Source organism: Halolamina sp., from assembly GCF_036626355.1.
GTDB lineage: Archaea > Halobacteriota > Halobacteria > Halobacteriales > Haloferacaceae > Halolamina.
The window spans coordinates 1-16,833 of the sequence record NZ_JAZKRY010000065.1; the positions used below are offsets into that span (position 1 = coordinate 1).

A 16,833-nucleotide genomic window follows, 5' to 3' on the forward strand; every position below is an offset into this window, starting at 1 on the left:
TGCCAAATGTTGCCCGTCACGCAGAATGATGGGCGCTGCAGGATTTGAACCCGCGGCAAGCTTGGTCCGAAGCCAAGTACTCTGTCCAGGCTGAGCTAAGCGCCCTCTATTCAATCGTACTGCCGTCCCATAGTTAAGTTCCGCGGTTTTTCATCGGTGAACCGTCGGCCCGGGGCCCACAATCATAAACGTATAGTAATCACAAAGAATAATAATGCGTCAGGGTATCTTCGAAGCAGCCGATGACTCCCGGGGAGCCAGTACAGGACGCGGCCGTGGGTACACAGCGACTCACCCACTGGTCCGGATAATGTACGATCTGCATCCCCGACTCGATGCCGAAGTGAGCCCGGGAACGAACATCCTGTTCTCGGGTCCACCCCTGACCGGGAAACGCTCGCTCTGTCTCGACATCCTCGCCGACGGCGTCGAAAACGGTGAGGGTGCCATCGTGGTCACGACCAAGGACAGCGCTACTCGCGTGCTGAAGGATATGGACAGCCGCACCCCCTACGAAGGGAAGCCAGTCGCCGTCGTCGACTGCGTCAGCAAACAGCATGGCGCGGACGAAGTTCTGGAAGAGGACCGCGTCAAATACGCCTCCTCACCGGTCGACATGACGGGAATCGGGATCCAGCTCTCGGAGTTCCTCCAGGCGTTCTACCAGAAGCGCAACATCGCGCGCAACCGAGTCATGCTCCACTCGCTGTCGACGCTACTGATGTACTCAGACCTCCAGACAGTGTTCCGGTTCCTCCACGTTTTCACCGGGCGCATCCAGAGCGTCGACGGCCTGGGACTGTTCTGCATCGACGAAACGGCCCACGACGCCCAGACGCTCAACACGCTCAAGCAGCTGTTCGACGGCGTCGTCGAAACCAGCGAGAGCGAGGAGCTCAGGGTCCGATTGGCCAACGCCTGAGCAAGGGTCTATCGCTCGGCTTCGCTCCAGCGCACGAACGCTTTTCCCCGCCGATCACGAGCATTCGCCCATGCCAATCACCGACGACGAGACGCTTCGTCAGCTGCTCGACGCCGACACTATCGCGGTCGTCGGCTGCTCGACAACCCCCGGCAAAGCGGCTCACGACGTCCCGGCCTATCTCCAGGACCGTGGCTATCACGTGATTCCCATCAACCCGTACGCGGACGAGATTTTTGCGGAGACGGCGTACGACTCCCTTGCCGACGTCGAGGAAGAAATCGACCTCGTCGACGTGTTCCGCCCCAGCGAGGAGACGCCCGATGTCGTCGACGAAGCTGTCGAACGACACGAGGCCGAGGGCGACGCGGGCGCTGTCTGGCTCCAACTCGGTATCGAGAGCGACGAGGCAGCGACCCGTGCTGAGGAGGCGGGCCTCGATTTCGTGCAGGATCGGTGTCTCAAAATCGAATACGACCGGTTGGTTGGGTAGCCTACCGCCAACTCCGCTGGGCTCCGTCTCGTCATGGCGTCGTTCCCCCCTACGAGACGGAGCTCGCGACAGGTCACGCGCCGTGACTGGCTAGCCCTCCCACGCGTCGAAACTCTCGTAAATCCCCTTCGAAAGGTACCGCTCGCTGGAGTCCGGGAACACGGTCACTACCGAGTCGTAGGGCGCATCGATCTCACCGTCACGAATGCGCTCGGCGACTCGTTTGGCGGCGATGGCGTTGGCACCGGCGCTCGAGGCGACCAGATGGCCTTCCTCGGCAGCCAGCCGCTGCACCTCCGCGTGCGAATCGCGGTCGGGGACGGCATGCACGTAGTCGACGAGTTCGGGCTCGAAGAGCTGGTTCGTCGACGTATCGTGGGTACCGATACCCTCAGTCTTGTACTCGTCCTCCTCACGTTCCTCGCCCAGCAGCGTGCCGTACAGCGAGCCTTCGGGTTCGACGGCGACGACGTGCGTGTCCGCGTGCTGCTCGCGACCGTAGCGCGCCATTCCCATCAGCGTGCCCGCTGTGCCGACTCCTGCGACCAGAGCGCCGACTTGGTCGTCGAGGGCATCGTATATCTCAGGGGCGGTCATCTCGTAGTGAGCCTCGGCGTTCAGCGGATTCGAGAACTGCTGTGGAACGGCTGCGTTATCCAGTTCCTCGGCGAGTTCCTGGGCGCGGTCGATGGCTCGAGACATCCCATCCTCACTGGGTGTGTTCACCACGTCGGCACCCAGCGCGCGCATCAGCGTCTGTTTCTCCACCGAGAACCGTTCGGGGACGACGAACACCGCATTTAGATTCAGTTGGCCCGCCGCGACGGCGATGCCGATTCCCGTGTTGCCGGCCGTCGGCTCGATGATGGTCCCACCTGGCTCCACGTCGCCCTGTTCGAGCATCCCTTCGAGCATGTACTTCCCGATGCGGTCTTTGATGCTTGCGCCGGGGTTGAACGACTCCAGCTTCGTGTACACCGGTACCTCGTCAGGAGTATCGTGGACACGAACGAGCGGGGTTTCCCCGATGGTCTCGAGCACGGAGTCGAGGGGCTCCCGGTGAGTGGTCATAGCGAAGAACTGTCGGTAAGCACTTGTGTAGCTTGTCATCCGCGGAGACCGCTGCGGGATCGCTGACGGCTCAGGCGGTGTCGGATTCTGGAGCCGTCATTTCCTCGGCCGCCTCGGTCTCCTCGGCCGCTTGCGCTTTGGCCTCTGCCTCGGTGATGTGAGTTTCGGCGGCGACGGCATCGGCGTCGATACCCTGTTGCTCGGCGATGGCGTAGAGCACGGCCCGCTGCTCCTTGAGTTCGTCTTCCAGTCCCGCCACTTCGGACTCGATACTCTTGACAGTGTTCTGTGTCTCCTCGACTTCGTCCCGGAGCTTATTCAGCCGCTTGTAGACTTTCTCCGCGCGTTCCGCGACAGTCTGGAGCTTCTTCGCAGTGCTTCCGAGTCCCATAACCGTGTTGTAGGGATGGAGCTTTGTGTCCCTTCCGGTGGTCGGCCTGGAACAATGGGTTCCGAAGGCCGAACAGTATCCCGGCTGCTTACTCCTCCCAGAGCTCCCGGAGCGACGCTTTCAGCACCGTCAGCCCCGTCGCCGCCTCCGAGAGGTCGACGCGCTCGTTGTACGTGTGGGCCTGCGCGAGGTCACCCGGTCCCCACGTCACTGCCTCCATCCCGGCGTCGTTGACGAGATTTCGCACGTCTGTCGAGGCTTTCACCCCCCATGGCTCGGTCGAGACATCTGCTTCCACGGCGCTGTGGCCGCGTATCACCTCTGCGATTCGGCTCTCCGTCGAGATGGCTGCCGATTCGTACGTCCGAGTCCGCTCCCACGATACCTCGACGTCGTGCTCGGCGGCAACGTCCGAGAGCAGCTCTTCGAACTCGGCGTCGATAGCTTCGGCGGACTCCTCGGGGAGGAATCGTCGGTCGACCGTGACGACTGCCTCTTCGGGGACGACGTTCTCCTTCGTTCCGGCCTCGAACTCGGTTACGGTGGCGTAGGCCTGCCCCACCAGCGGGTCGGTTCGCTGGCGTACCCGCTCGTCGTAGGCTGCGAGCGCGTCGAGCACCGGCCGGGCCTTCTGGATGGCGTTGCTGCCCTGGTCCGGTCGGCTCGCATGGGAGGGCTCCCCGCCGACGGTGATTTCGTACCACGCCAGCCCCTTCTCGCTGGTTGCGGTCCGGAGCTCCGTCGGTTCGAGCACGATCCCGTACTCGCCGTCGTACCCGAGCTCCAGCAGCCGCTTCGTTCCGGGTTCGGCTGTCTCCTCACCGATGGCGGCCTGGAACACCAGCGAGCCGTCGATCTCGCCCGATGTCAGCCCAGGTTCGAGGTCGGCCAGCGCCCGCATCGCGACGGCGACGCCGGTTTTCATGTCGACGCTCCCCCGGCCGAAGAGCCGGTCGCTCTCGATTTCCGCGCCGTAGGGGTCGTGACTCCACTCGGAGCGCTTCCCCGCGGGCACCACGTCGATGTGCCCGTTGAGGACGATTGCAGGCTCGCCATCGCCGACGCGTGCAGCTACCTGCGGGCGGTCCTCGTAGGGCTCCTCGACCAGGTCGGCATCGATTCCACGGTCCGCGAACCAGCCGTGGATGAACTCGGCGACGGGGCGTTCGTTACCGGGCGGGTTCTCGGATTCGCGGGAGACCAGCTCGGCGATCAGGCCGGAAAGCTCGTCATCGGTCGCTGTCTGTGCGTCGGTGTCTGTCTCGGAAGAGTTTCGTGTCGGTGGCATTGGTATCGGGAGGGAATCTGGTCTGCGGGTCCGGTGGGGCCATGGAACTGTACACTCTCGGTCGACAACGGATTACCGGTTGCGGAAATCGACGGGACGACCCCGAGCGCCGGTCAGTCGTCGCTGGCCGTCGGCTGGGGCCGCACGCCTTCCTGGCCCTGCCAGACTAAGTGGCCAGCGACCAATCCGAGGATCGACATCCCGACGCCCATGAACGTCGCTGGGACGCCGAGCGGAGACCCGAGGGCCTCCCACCCCGGCCCGAAGGCGGTCCCGAGGACGATCGACAGCAACACTGCCTCCCCGGACATCTCACGCCTGTACAGCGTGACGTAAACCGGGATGAGGAGCGCGCTCGTCAGCAGGATCGCTCGCCAGTTGTACAGACTGATGATCGTTCCCGGTGGGTTGACAGCGATGCCGGTCGCAGCGATACCGAAGCCAATCGTCGAGATACGGGACACTCTCATCAGCTTCTCACCGCTCGTTTCACCGTCGGTGAAGTAGTCGTAGATGTCTCGCGAGGTGGTGACTCCACAGGAGTGCAGTCGCGTGTCGGTCGTCGAAAGGATGCCGCTGAGGATGGCCACGATGATGACCGTCCCGACGACCGTGGGCACGTACTCCGTGATGAGCACTGGGAACGCCCGGTCGACGTTGTCAACAGCCAGTCCGGCGTTTTCGAGTGCCACGGTGGTCGCACCGCCAAGCAGAATCAGCATGACGTAGAACACCGACAGGATCAATCCGCCGGCCGCGAGGTGAACCTTCGCGGTTTTGATGTCCTTGGTCGCGTTGATTCGGACGATCGTGTTCTGGGACGTGAAGATCGTTCCGAAGAACGCGACAATCGAGGCGAGGACCCCCAACACGGTGTAAGTTCCTTCGCCAAGAGGAGCGACGTTTGCAGAACTCATTGCCGCGAACTGGCTGTTGATGCTCACGAGTCCGCCCAGGTCGAACACCATGAACACGAGCGCGACTGCCACCGTCGCCACCATCAGCGTCCCCTGGACCAGGTCGGTCCAGGCCACGCTGATCAGCCCGCCCATCACCGTGTAGGCGATGAAGACGAACCCGATGACCCAGACCATATACTCGTAGGGGACGCCCGTGATGACCGTCACCAGCAGGCCCGCGCCGACGAGTTGCATGATCAGGTAGACCCACGCGTTCCCGAGCAGGACGAACCCGGTGATCGGCCTGGCTACCTCGTAGCCGGTGATTTCGGCGATGATGTCGGGGAACGTGACGTGGTTGAGTTCCCGGATCTTGTGAACCACGAAGTAGAGGCCACTGACGCCGAGCATCAGCCCGAAGATGATGCCAGTCAGTATCGAGTAGCCGCCGCCGTAGACGGCTCCGACGAAGCCGATGACGCTGACCGCGCTGACGAAGTTGGCCACGTAGGACCACGTCGCCAGCCACGGGCCCAGTTCCTTCCCGTACACCCAGAAGTCGCCGACGGTGTCTGTCTTCCGATACGCCCACGCCCCGATCCCGAGAACGAGCAACAGGTACAGGACGAAGATTCCGAGGTACACAGGGTTGGTGTCCCCGGTAACGCCGTTCTGAAGCAGCGTCGGTGCGAGGCCGAGCGTGCCGAGGTCAGGCATTGTCCACCCCTCCGTCTGTCTCCGGCATCTGTTCCTCACGGATGTTCTCCGCGACCGGTTTACCCATGATGATGTGCACGATCAGGTAATGGAGTGCCCCGATGCTCCCGGCGATCAGTGTCGCGACGAACACGAGGAACATCGCGGTTGGCATGCCAAGTATCGTCATAGTACGATACTCTCGGGTAAGTGGAAGCTTATAAAGATTGGGGCAGCGGTAGCAGAAATCAATAGAGAATTTGTAGTTTTTCAAATGAATATCCTCTTCTGCAGACCGTCACTGTGTTCTATACTCTCCATTATATTCCGGAATTTTCCCGGACTGGTTCGTTCAGTCGATTCGTTCGCCCGCCCGTCGTTCGTCGTGGGCCACCGAGTCGTCCCATCGGGTCAGGAACGTCGGCCTGGTTGTACTCCTCGCCGGCAAATACCTCGACGGCGTCGTAATCATCGAACCGCAGAATCGTGACGAACTCTCCCTCGTCGCCGTCCTCGCGCCGCGCCAGGTGTTAGCTGCGGTAGCCGTCACCGGCCATCGGCGCCAGTTGCGACTCCTCGCTGTCCGACCCGCCTGTTCGGTCCGGGTCGCCTTCACCGGCCAGGAAGGCCTCGTATGCCTCTGGGTCCTCCGGTGCCGTCCAGCCGTGCCAGACGCGCAGAATCACGGCCGACGAACGCTGTGCTCGAGGGTGCCGACACCCTCGACCTCGATCTCCACCTCGTCGCCGTCCTCGAACGGCCCGACTCCCTCCGGCGTCCCTGTTGCGATAACGTCGCCAGCCTCGAGCGTGAGATAGCTCGTTATCTCCTCGATGAGCGTCGGAACGTCGAACACCAGCAGGTCGGTTGTGGCGGCCTGTTTCACCTCGCCGTTCACGATGCTCCGGATTTCGGCGTCCGCAGGGACGTGCTCGGGGTCTGCGAGACATGGCCCGATGGGCGCGGCGCCGTCAAACGCCTTCCCGCGTACCCACTGAGACTCAGTGCGCTGGTCGTCGCGGTTCGACACGTCGTCGACGCAGGTGAACCCCTCCACGTACTCCATGGCGTCCTCGGCGTCGACGTTCTTGGCCTGGTCGCTGATGACGACGCCCAGCTCAGCCTCCCACTCGACGCGCTCTTTCCCTTCGGGGAGGGTGACGGTATCACCGTGGCCCGCGACAGTGTTCGGCCCCTTGAGGAACAGCAGCGGCCGGTCGGGCACGTCGGAATCAGTTTCCTCAGCGTGGGCGACGTAGTTTCTCCCCACACAGACGATCTTGCTCGGTTCGGTCGGGGCGAGCAGTTCGACCTCCTCGAGATCGTAGCGCTCACCGGCAAAGGAGACGGCGTCGCCGTGCCATTCGCCGCGTCGCACCGCACCGCTTGGGTCTCGGAATCGTGCGTGACGCATGTGAGGGACTCCCGGCCCCGCCGGCTAAGTCGTTCCGGCTGCGGCGAACGGCGTTCGCACACCGCCCACGACGTTCACTCACCGGCCCCCTCTGTGGCAACTGTCTTCGACAGCGCCGGAACCCCGATTCGTCTTCGACAGCGCCTGGCACGCCATTTCGGGAACAGAGCGTTTATGCACCAGTGAGCACCGCTATACTGCATGGCAACGACAGACATACAGCGTCGTGACGCGTTGTTCGACAGAGTTTCCGACGATGTCGGGACCGTGCTGGTCCCGCCGAGCGAGACGCTCCGCTATCTCACCGGGCTGGAGATGCACACGAGCGAGCGCCCGACGGTGCTCGTGATGCAGCGCGGCCGACCGCCGGCGTTCGTTCTGCCCGCCCTGGAGACCGGCCGGGTTCGGGAGACCATCGGCGACGACGTCGAGTTCTTCGTCTACACCGACGCCACCGACCCTGTGGCCGCCGCAAGTGACTCCTTCGAGGAACTCACGGAGGCACGCCCCGTCGAGGGCGACCTGGCCATGGAGTTCCGCTCCTCTCGGCTCGTGGAGTTCGAGGTCGTCGAATCGGCGTTCGACTGGGACGACGTGGTCGACCTCGAGGACGCCGCCGCCGACCTCCGCTCGCACAAGGACGAGACGGAAATCGAGCATCTCCGGCGCGCGGCGGAGCTCATCGACGAGATTCTCGGCACCACCGTGGACGCCGTCGAACCGGGGATGACCGAGGCCGAGGTGCAGGGCGTTCTCCACAAGGAAGTCATCGATAGCGACGCCGACTCACTCGGCGTCGCCATCGTCGCCAGCGGCCCGAACACTGCCAAGCCCCACACCAACACCTCCGACCGGGTCATCGAGTACGGCGACCCGCTGTTGATCGACGCCGGCGTCATCTACGAAGGCTACTACTCCGATATCACCCGGACCTTCGCGGTCGGGGAAGCCAGCGACCAGTTCCGCGAGATCTACGACGTTGTGCAGGAATCCGCCCGCTCGGCGCGCGAAAGCGTCGTCGAGGGCGTCCCGCTGCAGGAGATCGACCGTGCCTCGCGGACGGTCATCGAGGACGCCGGCTACGGCGACGACTACCCCCATCGCGTCGGCCACGGGCTCGGGCTCGAAGGCCACGAGCCACCGTATCTGGTGGAGGGGAACGAAACGCCGCTGGAGGTGGGACACGCCTTCACTGTCGAACCCGGCGTCTACGTCGAGGGGTTCGCCGGCGTCCGTGTCGAGGACGACATAGTGCTCACCGAGGACGGCCCCGAAGTGCTGACCTCCTTCCCGCGAGACCTTCAGGTGCTCTGACGGGTCGTCCACTCGTTCCGTTTCCTCGCACTCGTCTCCGAACGGTCACCGTCTCGACCCAATTGCCTTGATAGCAAAACTCTTGATTTGTAATAATTCGCCAGGAGATTCCCACCGAGCAGGCGTGACAACGGGTGACAATCCAGAGACGAAACGGGGCTCGGTAACGAAAGACCTAATAGTGAACAGCGACCCGATTGTGACTAAGTACCATGTCTGATGAAGGCCATAGGCGTGTGAGTCGGCGACGGTATCTCGAGACGATTGGTGTCAGCGGAACGGGCGTCGCACTCGCCGGATGTGCCTCGGGAGGAGAGGGTGATCCGGCAGACGGGGGCACCCCAACAAGCGGTGAGGGCACCGACACGAGTGACGAAGCCACCGATACGAACGGCGGGGAAACCTCCATGGGGGGAACGTTCGTGATCGGAAGTTCGAGCAAGGCCTCGACGCTCGACCTCCAGAAAGCTACGCGACGACCGGAGCAGACCGTCCTGTCGGCGATCCACGAGCCGATGTTTCGGATCAACGAGGATCTGGAGCCCCAGGCCCATCTCGCCGCGGACTGGTCGGTCAACGACGACGCCACCGAGTACACGTTCACGCTCGAGGAGGGGATTATGTTCCACGACGGCGAGGAACTCACCGCCAGCGACGTCGTGTGGAGCTGGGAGCGGTTCGTCGAGAACTCCCCCCAGCAGTTCCTCCTCGCGCCGGCGGACTCCTTCGAGGAGACGGGCGACTACGAGGTAACCGTCACCTTCGAGGACTCCTATCCGCTCCTTCCGCGATACCTCACGAACCCGCTGACCGGGTTCACCTCTCAGAAGGCGTTCGAGGAAGCCGAAAACTACGGGCAGGACATCGCTGTTGGTACCGGCCCGTACAAATGGGGGGAATGGCGACGGGGGACTGCTGTCACCGTGTCCCGGTTCGAGGAGTACGACTGGGGGCCGGAGTACCTCGAGAATCAAGGTCCTGGAATGCCCGAGGAGTTCCGGTTCGAACACCACCCGGAGGCCACGACGCTACTGAACGAACTGACCGACGGCGAGGTCCACGGCTCCTCGTATCTTACCCTCTCGGACACGGGAGAGGTCGAAAACTCGAGCGACGCGAGCCTCCTCCGGAAGGAGTACACCCGTCCAGGGTTCCTCGCCATCAACACGAAGAAGGAGCCGACGAGCAACGTGAACGTCAGGCGAGCAATCAACCACGCCGTCGACAAGGGCCCGGTTATCGAGGCTGCACTCGGTGGCGAGGGGTACCAGATCTGGAACATCGTCCCACCCATCGCAGTCAACGCAGTCGGGGAAGACAGTTCGAAGGAACTCGGTGAGCAGTTCGACCAGGCGAAGGCGCGCGAACTGCTCGAACAGGAGGGCTGGACGAACTCCAGCGAGGGCCAGACCCGGACCAAAGACGGGCAGGAAATGAATCTGACATTCTACGCGTTCACCATCCCACGCTACAAGAAGATGGGGGAGGTCATCGCCCCGATGCTCAAAGAGGTGGGAATCAACGCCCAACTCGAGGTGCTCGAAGCCGGGACGCTGTACAACAATCTGGAAGGCGGCGAACACCACATAACCACGATGGCGTACGGTGGCAACTGGGCCGTCAACGCGATGGAGCCCATCCTGAAAGGGGACAATTCGGCGGACCAGGGCGGGTCGAACTTCTCGCTCTGGCAGAACGACGAGTTCGACCAGCTCATCAACGACGCCAAGACCAGTCCGAACGAGTCGGACCGCGAGGAGGCCATCGTGGAAGCCCAAGAGCTCGTGCTCGAAGAGGCACCGGTAACACCGATCTGTGCGTTCAACAAGGTGTACGGCTACAAGAACTCCGTCAAAGGCATCGACAACTGGACGGAGCATCCGTGGTGGCCCGACCAGGAGTGGATGAACCGGCTCGAATTCAGCCTGTAACCAGGCCCTCCCCCTCACTTTCCAGCTATGCTCAAGTATATCGCTCGACGATTACTCGTAACGATACCCGTTCTCATCGGGGTGACGGTCGTGATCTCGCTGATCGTCTACCTCGCCCCGGGGAACCCGGCACGCATCGCGCTGGGGATGAACGCCCAGCCCGAAGCCGTCCGGGAGCTCGAGCGGCAGATGGGTCTCAACCAGCCGCCGTGGCTCCGCTATCTCGAGTGGTTATGGGGTGTGCTCCACTTCGACCTCGGTGAGTCGGTGCGGACCGGCCGGCCCGTGAGCGCGATGATCGCTCGCCGGTTCCCGCCGACGATGGAACTCGCTCTCGCGTCGATGATGCTCACGCTGATAATCGCGCTCCCGCTGGGCGTCATCAGTGCCGTCAGACAGTACTCCTGGATCGACACTTCCTCGATGGTGTTTGCCATCTTCTGGCTGTCGATGCCGTCGTTCTGGCTGGCGCTCATCCTCCTGCTCCTGTTCTCGGTCGAGTGGAGCATCTTCCCCATATCGGGGCGCTCGACACCAGTGCTCGGGGCGACGTGGCTGATGTCGCTCATCCTTCCGGCGGTCGCTACAGGAACCAGGCGCGCGGGATTGCTCACCAGGATGACCCGCTCGTCGATGCTCGAAATCCTCAACGAGGACTACATCCGGACCGCCCGAGGCAAGGGCATCGGCGAGACGGCGGTGATCTACACCCACGCGATGAAGAACGCGATGATTCCCATCATCACCCTCATCGGGCTCCAGATCCCGTTTATCTTCTCGGGGTCGGTCATCATCGAGACGGTGTTCTCGTGGCCGGGGATGGGGCGGTTGCTCGTCAACTCGGTGTTACAGCGCGACTACCCGATCGTCCAGGGTCTCGTGTTAGTGTACGCCGTCATCGTCATCTTCTCGAACCTGCTCGTGGACATCGCGTACAGCTACTTCGACCCCCGAATCGAGTACGAATAACCGATGCCAACTGACACACACACAGACGGAGACGGGACAGACGCTGCAGCAACGGACGGCGGCGCCGAGGTCACAGTGTCGGAACCCCCCGCAGCGGGGGAGGCCCCGGCTGACGCCGAAGGCGCAACCACCCGCCTGGACCGTATCAGGGTCATCTCTGCGCGAATCATGCAGAACCGCTTTGCGGTGTTCGGGCTGTTCGTCGTGGCTCTATTGCTGTTCACTGCGGCGTTTGCCGACTTCATCGCGCCGTTCGAACCCGCCGAGCAGAACTACCAGGCGCTGAAGGAACCGCCGAGCCTCTCTCACCCGTTCGGGACCGACACGTACGGTCGCGACGTGTTTTCGAGAGTCGTCTACGGCACCCGCTACGCGGTGTTCCTCGGCGTCGTCATCGTCGGCATCGAGATGATACTGGGCGTGACGCTGGGTCTGGTCGCCGGCTACTACGGCGGTTACACCGAGTCCGTCATCATGCGACTCGTCGATATCGCGCTCTCGATGCCGGCGCTCGTGTTGGCGCTTGCAATCGCTGGGATGCTGGGCGGGGGGTTGTTCCCGCTCATCGTCGCGGTCAGCCTCGTTGGCTGGCGGGGGTTCGCTCGCCTGGTCCGCGGGGACGTCAAGAGCGTCATGGAGGAGGAGTATATCGACTCCGCGAACGCTGCGGGACTGAGCGACTTCCGGACGATCACCCGGTACGTCCTCCCGAACGCTGCCTCGAGCATTATCGTCTACGCGACGCTGACGATTCCAACGGTCATCCTCTGGAGCGCCGGCCTCTCCTTCCTCGGGATGGGTGTACAGCCACCAGCACCCGAATGGGGAGCCATCCTGGCTGCCGGCCGCGGGGAGCTCACTGATGCGTGGTGGATTGCGACCTTCCCGGGACTCGCCATCATGGTGACCGTCATCGGCTTCAACGGACTGGGCGACGGCCTCAGAGACGCACTCGACCCACGGCAGGTGCGCTAATATGTCTGAACCACGAACTACGACCGAATCGACGCGTCACGGAACGACTGCGGGCGAACCACTCCTGGAGATCGACGACCTGCAGGTCCACTTCCACACCGAGGAAGGAACCGTCGAAGCGCTCGACGGCGTCTCGTTGAGTATCGGTCGCGACGAGGTGCTCGGCGTCATCGGTGAGAGCGGCTGTGGCAAGTCAGTCACCGCGCTCTCGACGATGGGGCTGTTGCAGTCGCCGCCAGCTGACGTCGTCGGCGGCTCGATCCGGTACGACGGACAGGAACTGCTCGACCTCTCCGACAAGGAGCGCAACGAGATTCGAGGCGACGACATCACGATGATCTACCAGGACCCGATGTCGTCGCTGAACCCGGTGTTGTCGATTGGCCACCAGGTCAAAGAGCCGCTGCTCGCCCACCGCGATATCTCCGACGAGGAAGCTCACGAACGGGCGGTCGAGATGCTCGACGCGGTCGGTCTTGCCGACGCCGAGCGCCTGATGGACGAGTACCCGGACGCGCTCTCGGGCGGGATGCGCCAGCGCGTGGTCATCGCTATGGCGCTCATCACCGAGCCGAAACTGCTCATCGCCGACGAGCCAACGACCGCACTCGACGTGACCATCCAGGCCCAGATCATGGACCTGCTCACCGATCTCCGGGAGGAGTTCGAGATGAGCGTGTTGTTCATCTCTCACGATCTGGCGGTCATCTCTGAGATCGCCGACCGGGTCGGGGTCATGTACGCGGGAACGGTAGTCGAGGACTGCGAGATGCGGACACTGTTCGAAGCGCCGCTGCACCCCTACACTCGAAAGCTCGCCGAGAGCATCCCGTCACTGGAGACGCGCTCGGACCGACTGCCGACGATCGAGGGGACCGTTCCAGAACTCATCAACCCGCCATCGGGCTGTCGGTTCGCCAGCCGGTGTCCCCAGTATATCGGGGACGTCTGTGATACGGTCGAACCGCCGCTGGAAACGCCACCGGAACTCGGCACCAGCGATCACGAGGTCGCCTGTCACCTCTACGACAACCAGCGAGAGGAGAACCCGCCGTGGCCGATCGAAGCCGGTTCTGACGAGACCGTTCGGCCAGAGGGGGTGGACGACGCATGAGCACCGGAACATCCAGCACGGCCGAGGCGACCGACACAGCCGACGCCGACGACGGGCTACTTGTCGCCGAAGACGTCCGGAAGTACTTCCCGATCAAAGGCGGCATCCTGCGGCGCCACGTCGGCGACGTGAAGGCCGTCGACGGCGTGAGCTTCAGCCTCGAGGCCGGCGAGACGCTCGGCCTCGTCGGCGAGTCAGGCTGTGGGAAGTCCACACTCGGAAAGACCCTCGTTCGCCTCCACGACGCCACGGAGGGCAGCATTTACTTCGACGGCGAGGACATCACCGAAGCGCCGAAGAACCGCCTGCGTGAACTCCGACAGGACGTCCAGATCATCTTCCAGGACCCCGGGTCGTCGCTGAACCCGCGGATGACCGTCGCCGACCTCATCACCGAGCCGATGCGGGCGCTCACCGACTGGGACCGTGAGAAGCGAGAGGACCGACTCCACGAACTCATCGAGGAGGTGGACCTGCAGGAGAACCACCTCAAGCGCGCGCCACACGAGTTCTCGGGGGGCCAGCAGCAACGCATCGCCATCGCGCGGGCGCTATCGGTGAACCCGAAACTGGTGGTCGCCGACGAACCCACCAGCGCACTCGACGTCTCCGTGCAGGCGAAGATCCTCAACTTGATGGAGGATCTGCAGGACAAGTACAACCTGACGTACCTGTTCATCAGCCACGATCTGAGTGTCATCCGACACATCTGTGACCGGGTGGCGGTGATGTATCTCGGCGAACTCGCAGAAGTTGCGCCGGCCGACAGGCTGTTCGACGAACCCAAGCACCCCTACACCCAGGCGCTGATCTCCGGGGTTCCGCGTGCGAGTCCGGAACCGATGAGCGACCGTGTCATCCTCGAAGGGGACGTCCCGAGTCCGGAGAACCCACCGTCTGGCTGTCGGTTCCACACCCGATGCCACGAGTATATCGGCGAGGTCTGTGAGACCGACGACCCCGAACTCCTCGAAATCGGTGACAACCACGTCTGTGCCTGTCATCACTACACCGACTGACCTCCGGTGTGGGGATCGATCGGTGTGACCTTTTGAGGACGTATCCACCTTCGGCAGGTAGCCATGCAGATCCGACCGGCCAAGTAATCCTGCTCCGGACTCAGTACTTGATGGGGAACGCCATGATGGCGTCGTCGAACTCGCCGCCCCACATCGCTTCGAGCTCGTCGCGGTCCACCGCGGTCTCCTCGTGATTGACCGCCGTTTCGTAGGCGTCCCAGAGCCCGGAAATCGGGTCACCCGGCTTGTCGACGCGAAGGTTGTGGAAGAGCTTCGACTCGTCGGCGTGAACAAGCACTGCCGCGCTGAGGTTGTCCCCGCGCTTGTCGCCGCCCGCCCGCTCGCCGGCCTCCAGCGCGCTCACCAGTCGCTCGGTAAGTCGGCCGCCCGTCTCGGTGAACGTCTCGCTCATCGCGGTCACCACGTCCTCTCCTGCGAGCGTGTTGCCCGCCGCGGTGTGGTCGTCGCCGACGATGTGGCCGGCCCACTCGGTCGCCTTCTCGCCGGTGTAGGCGTACGTGCGACCGTTCGCTTCGATACCGTGGAGCTGGGTCCCCTGACTCCCGGGGCGGTCCTTCAGCAGCGCCTCGGCGGCGCTCGGGAGCGTGAGGTCACGGTCCACCATCTCGAGCAGGGGTTCCCCGTAGTCAGCGCCCGAGTCCCACGCCTGCGTCGAGAGCGCGACGTGCTCGCTCGCCCACGGACAGACAGCCCCTACGGACGGGAACACGGACGCGATTGCGACGCCGGTCTTGCCGGTCTTCGGGTCCGCTGCGGTAATCGAGAAGGTCATTTCGTCAGTCCTCCGCTGTTTGGTGCCATACTCCTCGGTCGTTCATGGGTTCGCATTACTCTTTGGTCGAAATCGGTTCGTCGTGAGAAGGAGTACCCTCGGGATGGGGAGTGCGCCCGGGGCGGCTGGTAGTTTTTTCTCCCCGCTCACCCGAGATAGGGCATGGTTCGACTTAGCGTCCCCCGACAGGAGTTCGACCGGCGACAGACCGAACTGCTTGACCGCGCCGACGCCGACGGTGTCGTGCTGTTCGACGCACTGAACATCGAGTACGTGAGCGGCATGTTCCACGCGGCCTCCGAGCGGCCCGTCGCCCTCGGGCTGACCGAGGACCGTGTCGAGGCCGTGGTCCCGCGACTGGAGAAGGCCCAGGCCGAGCGCGAGGAGTTCGAAATCGACGAGGTGCACGTCTACTTCGACTACCCGCAGAGCGATCCGATGGGACTGGTCGCCGAGATGTGCCAGTCGCTCGAAATCGGCAACGGAACGGTGGTGGCCGACGCCGACGGGAGCCCGCCGCGGAACGGCTACGAGGGGACGGCGCTCTCCCAACGCATTCCCGGCGCGGTCGTCGTCGAGGACCACATCACCGACATGCGGGAGGTCAAAAGCGACACGGAGATCGAGCTGATTCGGGAGGCGAGCAGATGGGCGAACCTCGGGCTGAACGTGCTGACCGGGAAGATCGAGCCCGGCCGGTACCCGACGATCGCCTGCCAGGAGGCCCAGGCCGAGGCCGGGAAGGCGATGTTGGACACGCTCGGTGCAGAGTACGAATCGACCGACCGCCGGCCGCCGATCCAGTGCCGGTTCACGACCGGTGACGCCACGGTCGAACCCCACACGAACGACGAATCGACCCCGGTACGGGCCGGCGACAATATTGTTTCCGTCGTCACCTCGGCCATCGGCGGCTACCAGACGGAACTGGAACGCACGCACATCGTCGGTGAGCCCTCCGACGAGCAGCGCGAGTTTTTCGAGATCATGAAGCGCTCCCAGGAGATCGCGTTCGAGTCCATGGCCGCTGGGGTAGAGTACAGCGCGGTGGAAGCGGCCGTGACCGACTACTACGAGCGCGAAGGCGTCGCGGAGTACACCCAGCATCACGTCGGCCACAACATCGGCCTCGAAGGTCACGAGCGGCCCTTCCTCGATACTGGGTACGAAGGGGTGTTGCGCGCCGGCGAACTGTACACGGTCGAACCCGGTCTCTACGTCCCGGACGTCGGCGGGTTCCGGCACTCGGACACAGTGGTCGTGACCGACGACGGCATCGACCGGCTGACTTACTTCCCGCGGGACCTGGAGCGACTCACCATCCCGGTATAGCCGGAGACCAGGTCCGTCAAACGACTATCCTCGAAATCGCGTCGGGGCAGCATGCACCGGCAGGCTCGGTCCCTGCTTACTCGGACCGAACCAACTCGCCGTTTTTCAGGACGACACGAGGCTCGCCTGTGGCCGTCACGTCGGCAAGGGGGCTGGTTGCGAACCCGACAAGATCCGCGGGCGTCCCTTCCTCGTCGTCGCCTATCGCGACC

17 protein-coding genes and 1 tRNA gene are annotated in these 16,833 nt (G+C 63.5%); 9 read left to right on the forward strand and 9 right to left on the reverse strand.

Annotated features, from left to right (window positions below; all coding sequences use genetic code 11):
* Positions 1-29: 29 nt before the first annotated feature.
* A tRNA-Arg gene (locus V5A38_RS10755) sits at positions 30-105 on the reverse strand.
* A gap of 205 nt (positions 106-310) precedes the next feature.
* Here V5A38_RS10755 and V5A38_RS10760 point away from each other — a divergent pair.
* Both V5A38_RS10760 and V5A38_RS10765 read left to right on the forward strand, forming a co-directional pair.
* Positions 311-922 (forward strand): recombinase RecA, encoded by a 612-nt coding sequence (locus V5A38_RS10760; RefSeq protein ID WP_332325760.1) that lies wholly within the window; start codon positions 311-313, stop codon positions 920-922.
* Between the two features lie 70 nt (positions 923-992).
* Positions 993-1,415 carry a CoA-binding protein gene (locus tag V5A38_RS10765; RefSeq protein ID WP_332325761.1) on the forward strand — a complete coding sequence of 141 codons (423 nt, stop codon included), beginning with the start codon at positions 993-995 and terminating at the stop codon, positions 1,413-1,415.
* 90 nt (positions 1,416-1,505) lie between these two features.
* Here the strand turns inward: V5A38_RS10765 and V5A38_RS10770 are convergent, their stop codons facing one another.
* From V5A38_RS10770 to V5A38_RS10800, 7 genes are all read right to left on the reverse strand, one after another.
* The gene (locus tag V5A38_RS10770; RefSeq protein WP_332325762.1) at positions 1,506-2,486 is read right to left on the reverse strand and encodes a PLP-dependent cysteine synthase family protein; all 981 of its coding nucleotides are present in this window, start codon (positions 2,484-2,486) and stop codon (positions 1,506-1,508) included.
* Between the two features lie 70 nt (positions 2,487-2,556).
* Entirely contained in the window at positions 2,557-2,877 is a 321-nt protein-coding gene (locus tag V5A38_RS10775) for a DUF5798 family protein (RefSeq protein WP_332325763.1), read from the reverse strand.
* 88 nt (positions 2,878-2,965) lie between these two features.
* Positions 2,966-4,165: a M20 family metallopeptidase gene (locus V5A38_RS10780; protein WP_332325764.1), complete on the reverse strand. Its 1,200-nt coding sequence runs from the start codon at positions 4,163-4,165 to the stop codon at positions 2,966-2,968.
* 113 nt (positions 4,166-4,278) lie between these two features.
* On the reverse strand, positions 4,279-5,781 hold the full coding sequence (locus V5A38_RS10785) for a sodium:solute symporter family protein (protein ID WP_332325765.1): 1,503 nt from the start codon (positions 5,779-5,781) through the stop codon (positions 4,279-4,281).
* Positions 5,774-5,950, reverse strand: a complete 177-nt coding sequence (locus V5A38_RS10790; protein WP_332325766.1) for a hypothetical protein — start codon at positions 5,948-5,950, stop codon at positions 5,774-5,776. The genes V5A38_RS10785 and V5A38_RS10790 overlap by 8 nt, the downstream gene beginning before the upstream one ends.
* 340 nt (positions 5,951-6,290) lie before the next feature.
* Complete coding sequence (locus V5A38_RS10795; RefSeq protein WP_332325767.1) at positions 6,291-6,446, reverse strand: hypothetical protein; 156 nt, start codon at positions 6,444-6,446, stop codon at positions 6,291-6,293.
* Positions 6,443-7,174 (reverse strand): fumarylacetoacetate hydrolase family protein, encoded by a 732-nt coding sequence (locus V5A38_RS10800; RefSeq protein WP_332325768.1) that lies wholly within the window; start codon positions 7,172-7,174, stop codon positions 6,443-6,445. The genes V5A38_RS10795 and V5A38_RS10800 overlap by 4 nt, the downstream gene beginning before the upstream one ends.
* 201 nt (positions 7,175-7,375) lie before the next feature.
* Here V5A38_RS10800 and V5A38_RS10805 point away from each other — a divergent pair, with 201 nt between their 5' ends.
* The 6 genes from V5A38_RS10805 (at position 7,376) to V5A38_RS10830 (ending at position 14,496) form a co-directional block, all read left to right on the forward strand.
* A complete protein-coding gene (locus tag V5A38_RS10805; RefSeq protein WP_332325769.1) occupies positions 7,376-8,488 on the forward strand; it encodes a Xaa-Pro peptidase family protein in 1,113 nt (370 codons plus the stop codon).
* A gap of 212 nt (positions 8,489-8,700) precedes the next feature.
* Positions 8,701-10,419, forward strand: a complete 1,719-nt coding sequence (locus tag V5A38_RS10810; protein WP_332325770.1) for an ABC transporter substrate-binding protein — start codon at positions 8,701-8,703, stop codon at positions 10,417-10,419.
* A 27-nt stretch (positions 10,420-10,446) separates the two neighbouring features.
* The gene (locus V5A38_RS10815) at positions 10,447-11,388 is read left to right on the forward strand and encodes an ABC transporter permease (protein WP_332325771.1); all 942 of its coding nucleotides are present in this window, start codon (positions 10,447-10,449) and stop codon (positions 11,386-11,388) included.
* 3 nt (positions 11,389-11,391) lie between these two features.
* Positions 11,392-12,363 (forward strand): ABC transporter permease, encoded by a 972-nt coding sequence (locus tag V5A38_RS10820; protein ID WP_332325772.1) that lies wholly within the window; start codon positions 11,392-11,394, stop codon positions 12,361-12,363.
* A gap of 1 nt (position 12,364) precedes the next feature.
* On the forward strand, positions 12,365-13,477 hold the full coding sequence (locus V5A38_RS10825; RefSeq protein WP_332325773.1) for an ABC transporter ATP-binding protein: 1,113 nt from the start codon (positions 12,365-12,367) through the stop codon (positions 13,475-13,477).
* Positions 13,474-14,496, forward strand: a complete 1,023-nt coding sequence (locus V5A38_RS10830; RefSeq protein ID WP_332325774.1) for an oligopeptide/dipeptide ABC transporter ATP-binding protein — start codon at positions 13,474-13,476, stop codon at positions 14,494-14,496. Before V5A38_RS10825 ends, V5A38_RS10830 begins: the two co-directional genes overlap by 4 nt.
* A gap of 100 nt (positions 14,497-14,596) precedes the next feature.
* On the opposite strand, the gene V5A38_RS10835 is transcribed toward V5A38_RS10830, so the two are convergent.
* Complete coding sequence (locus V5A38_RS10835; protein WP_332325775.1) at positions 14,597-15,289, reverse strand: DUF1028 domain-containing protein; 693 nt, start codon at positions 15,287-15,289, stop codon at positions 14,597-14,599.
* Positions 15,290-15,451: 162 nt separating this feature from the next.
* On the opposite strand from V5A38_RS10835, the gene V5A38_RS10840 reads away from it, so the two are divergent.
* Positions 15,452-16,621 carry a Xaa-Pro peptidase family protein gene (locus tag V5A38_RS10840; protein ID WP_332325776.1) on the forward strand — a complete coding sequence of 390 codons (1,170 nt, stop codon included), beginning with the start codon at positions 15,452-15,454 and terminating at the stop codon, positions 16,619-16,621.
* The last annotated feature ends 212 nt before the right edge of the window (positions 16,622-16,833 follow it).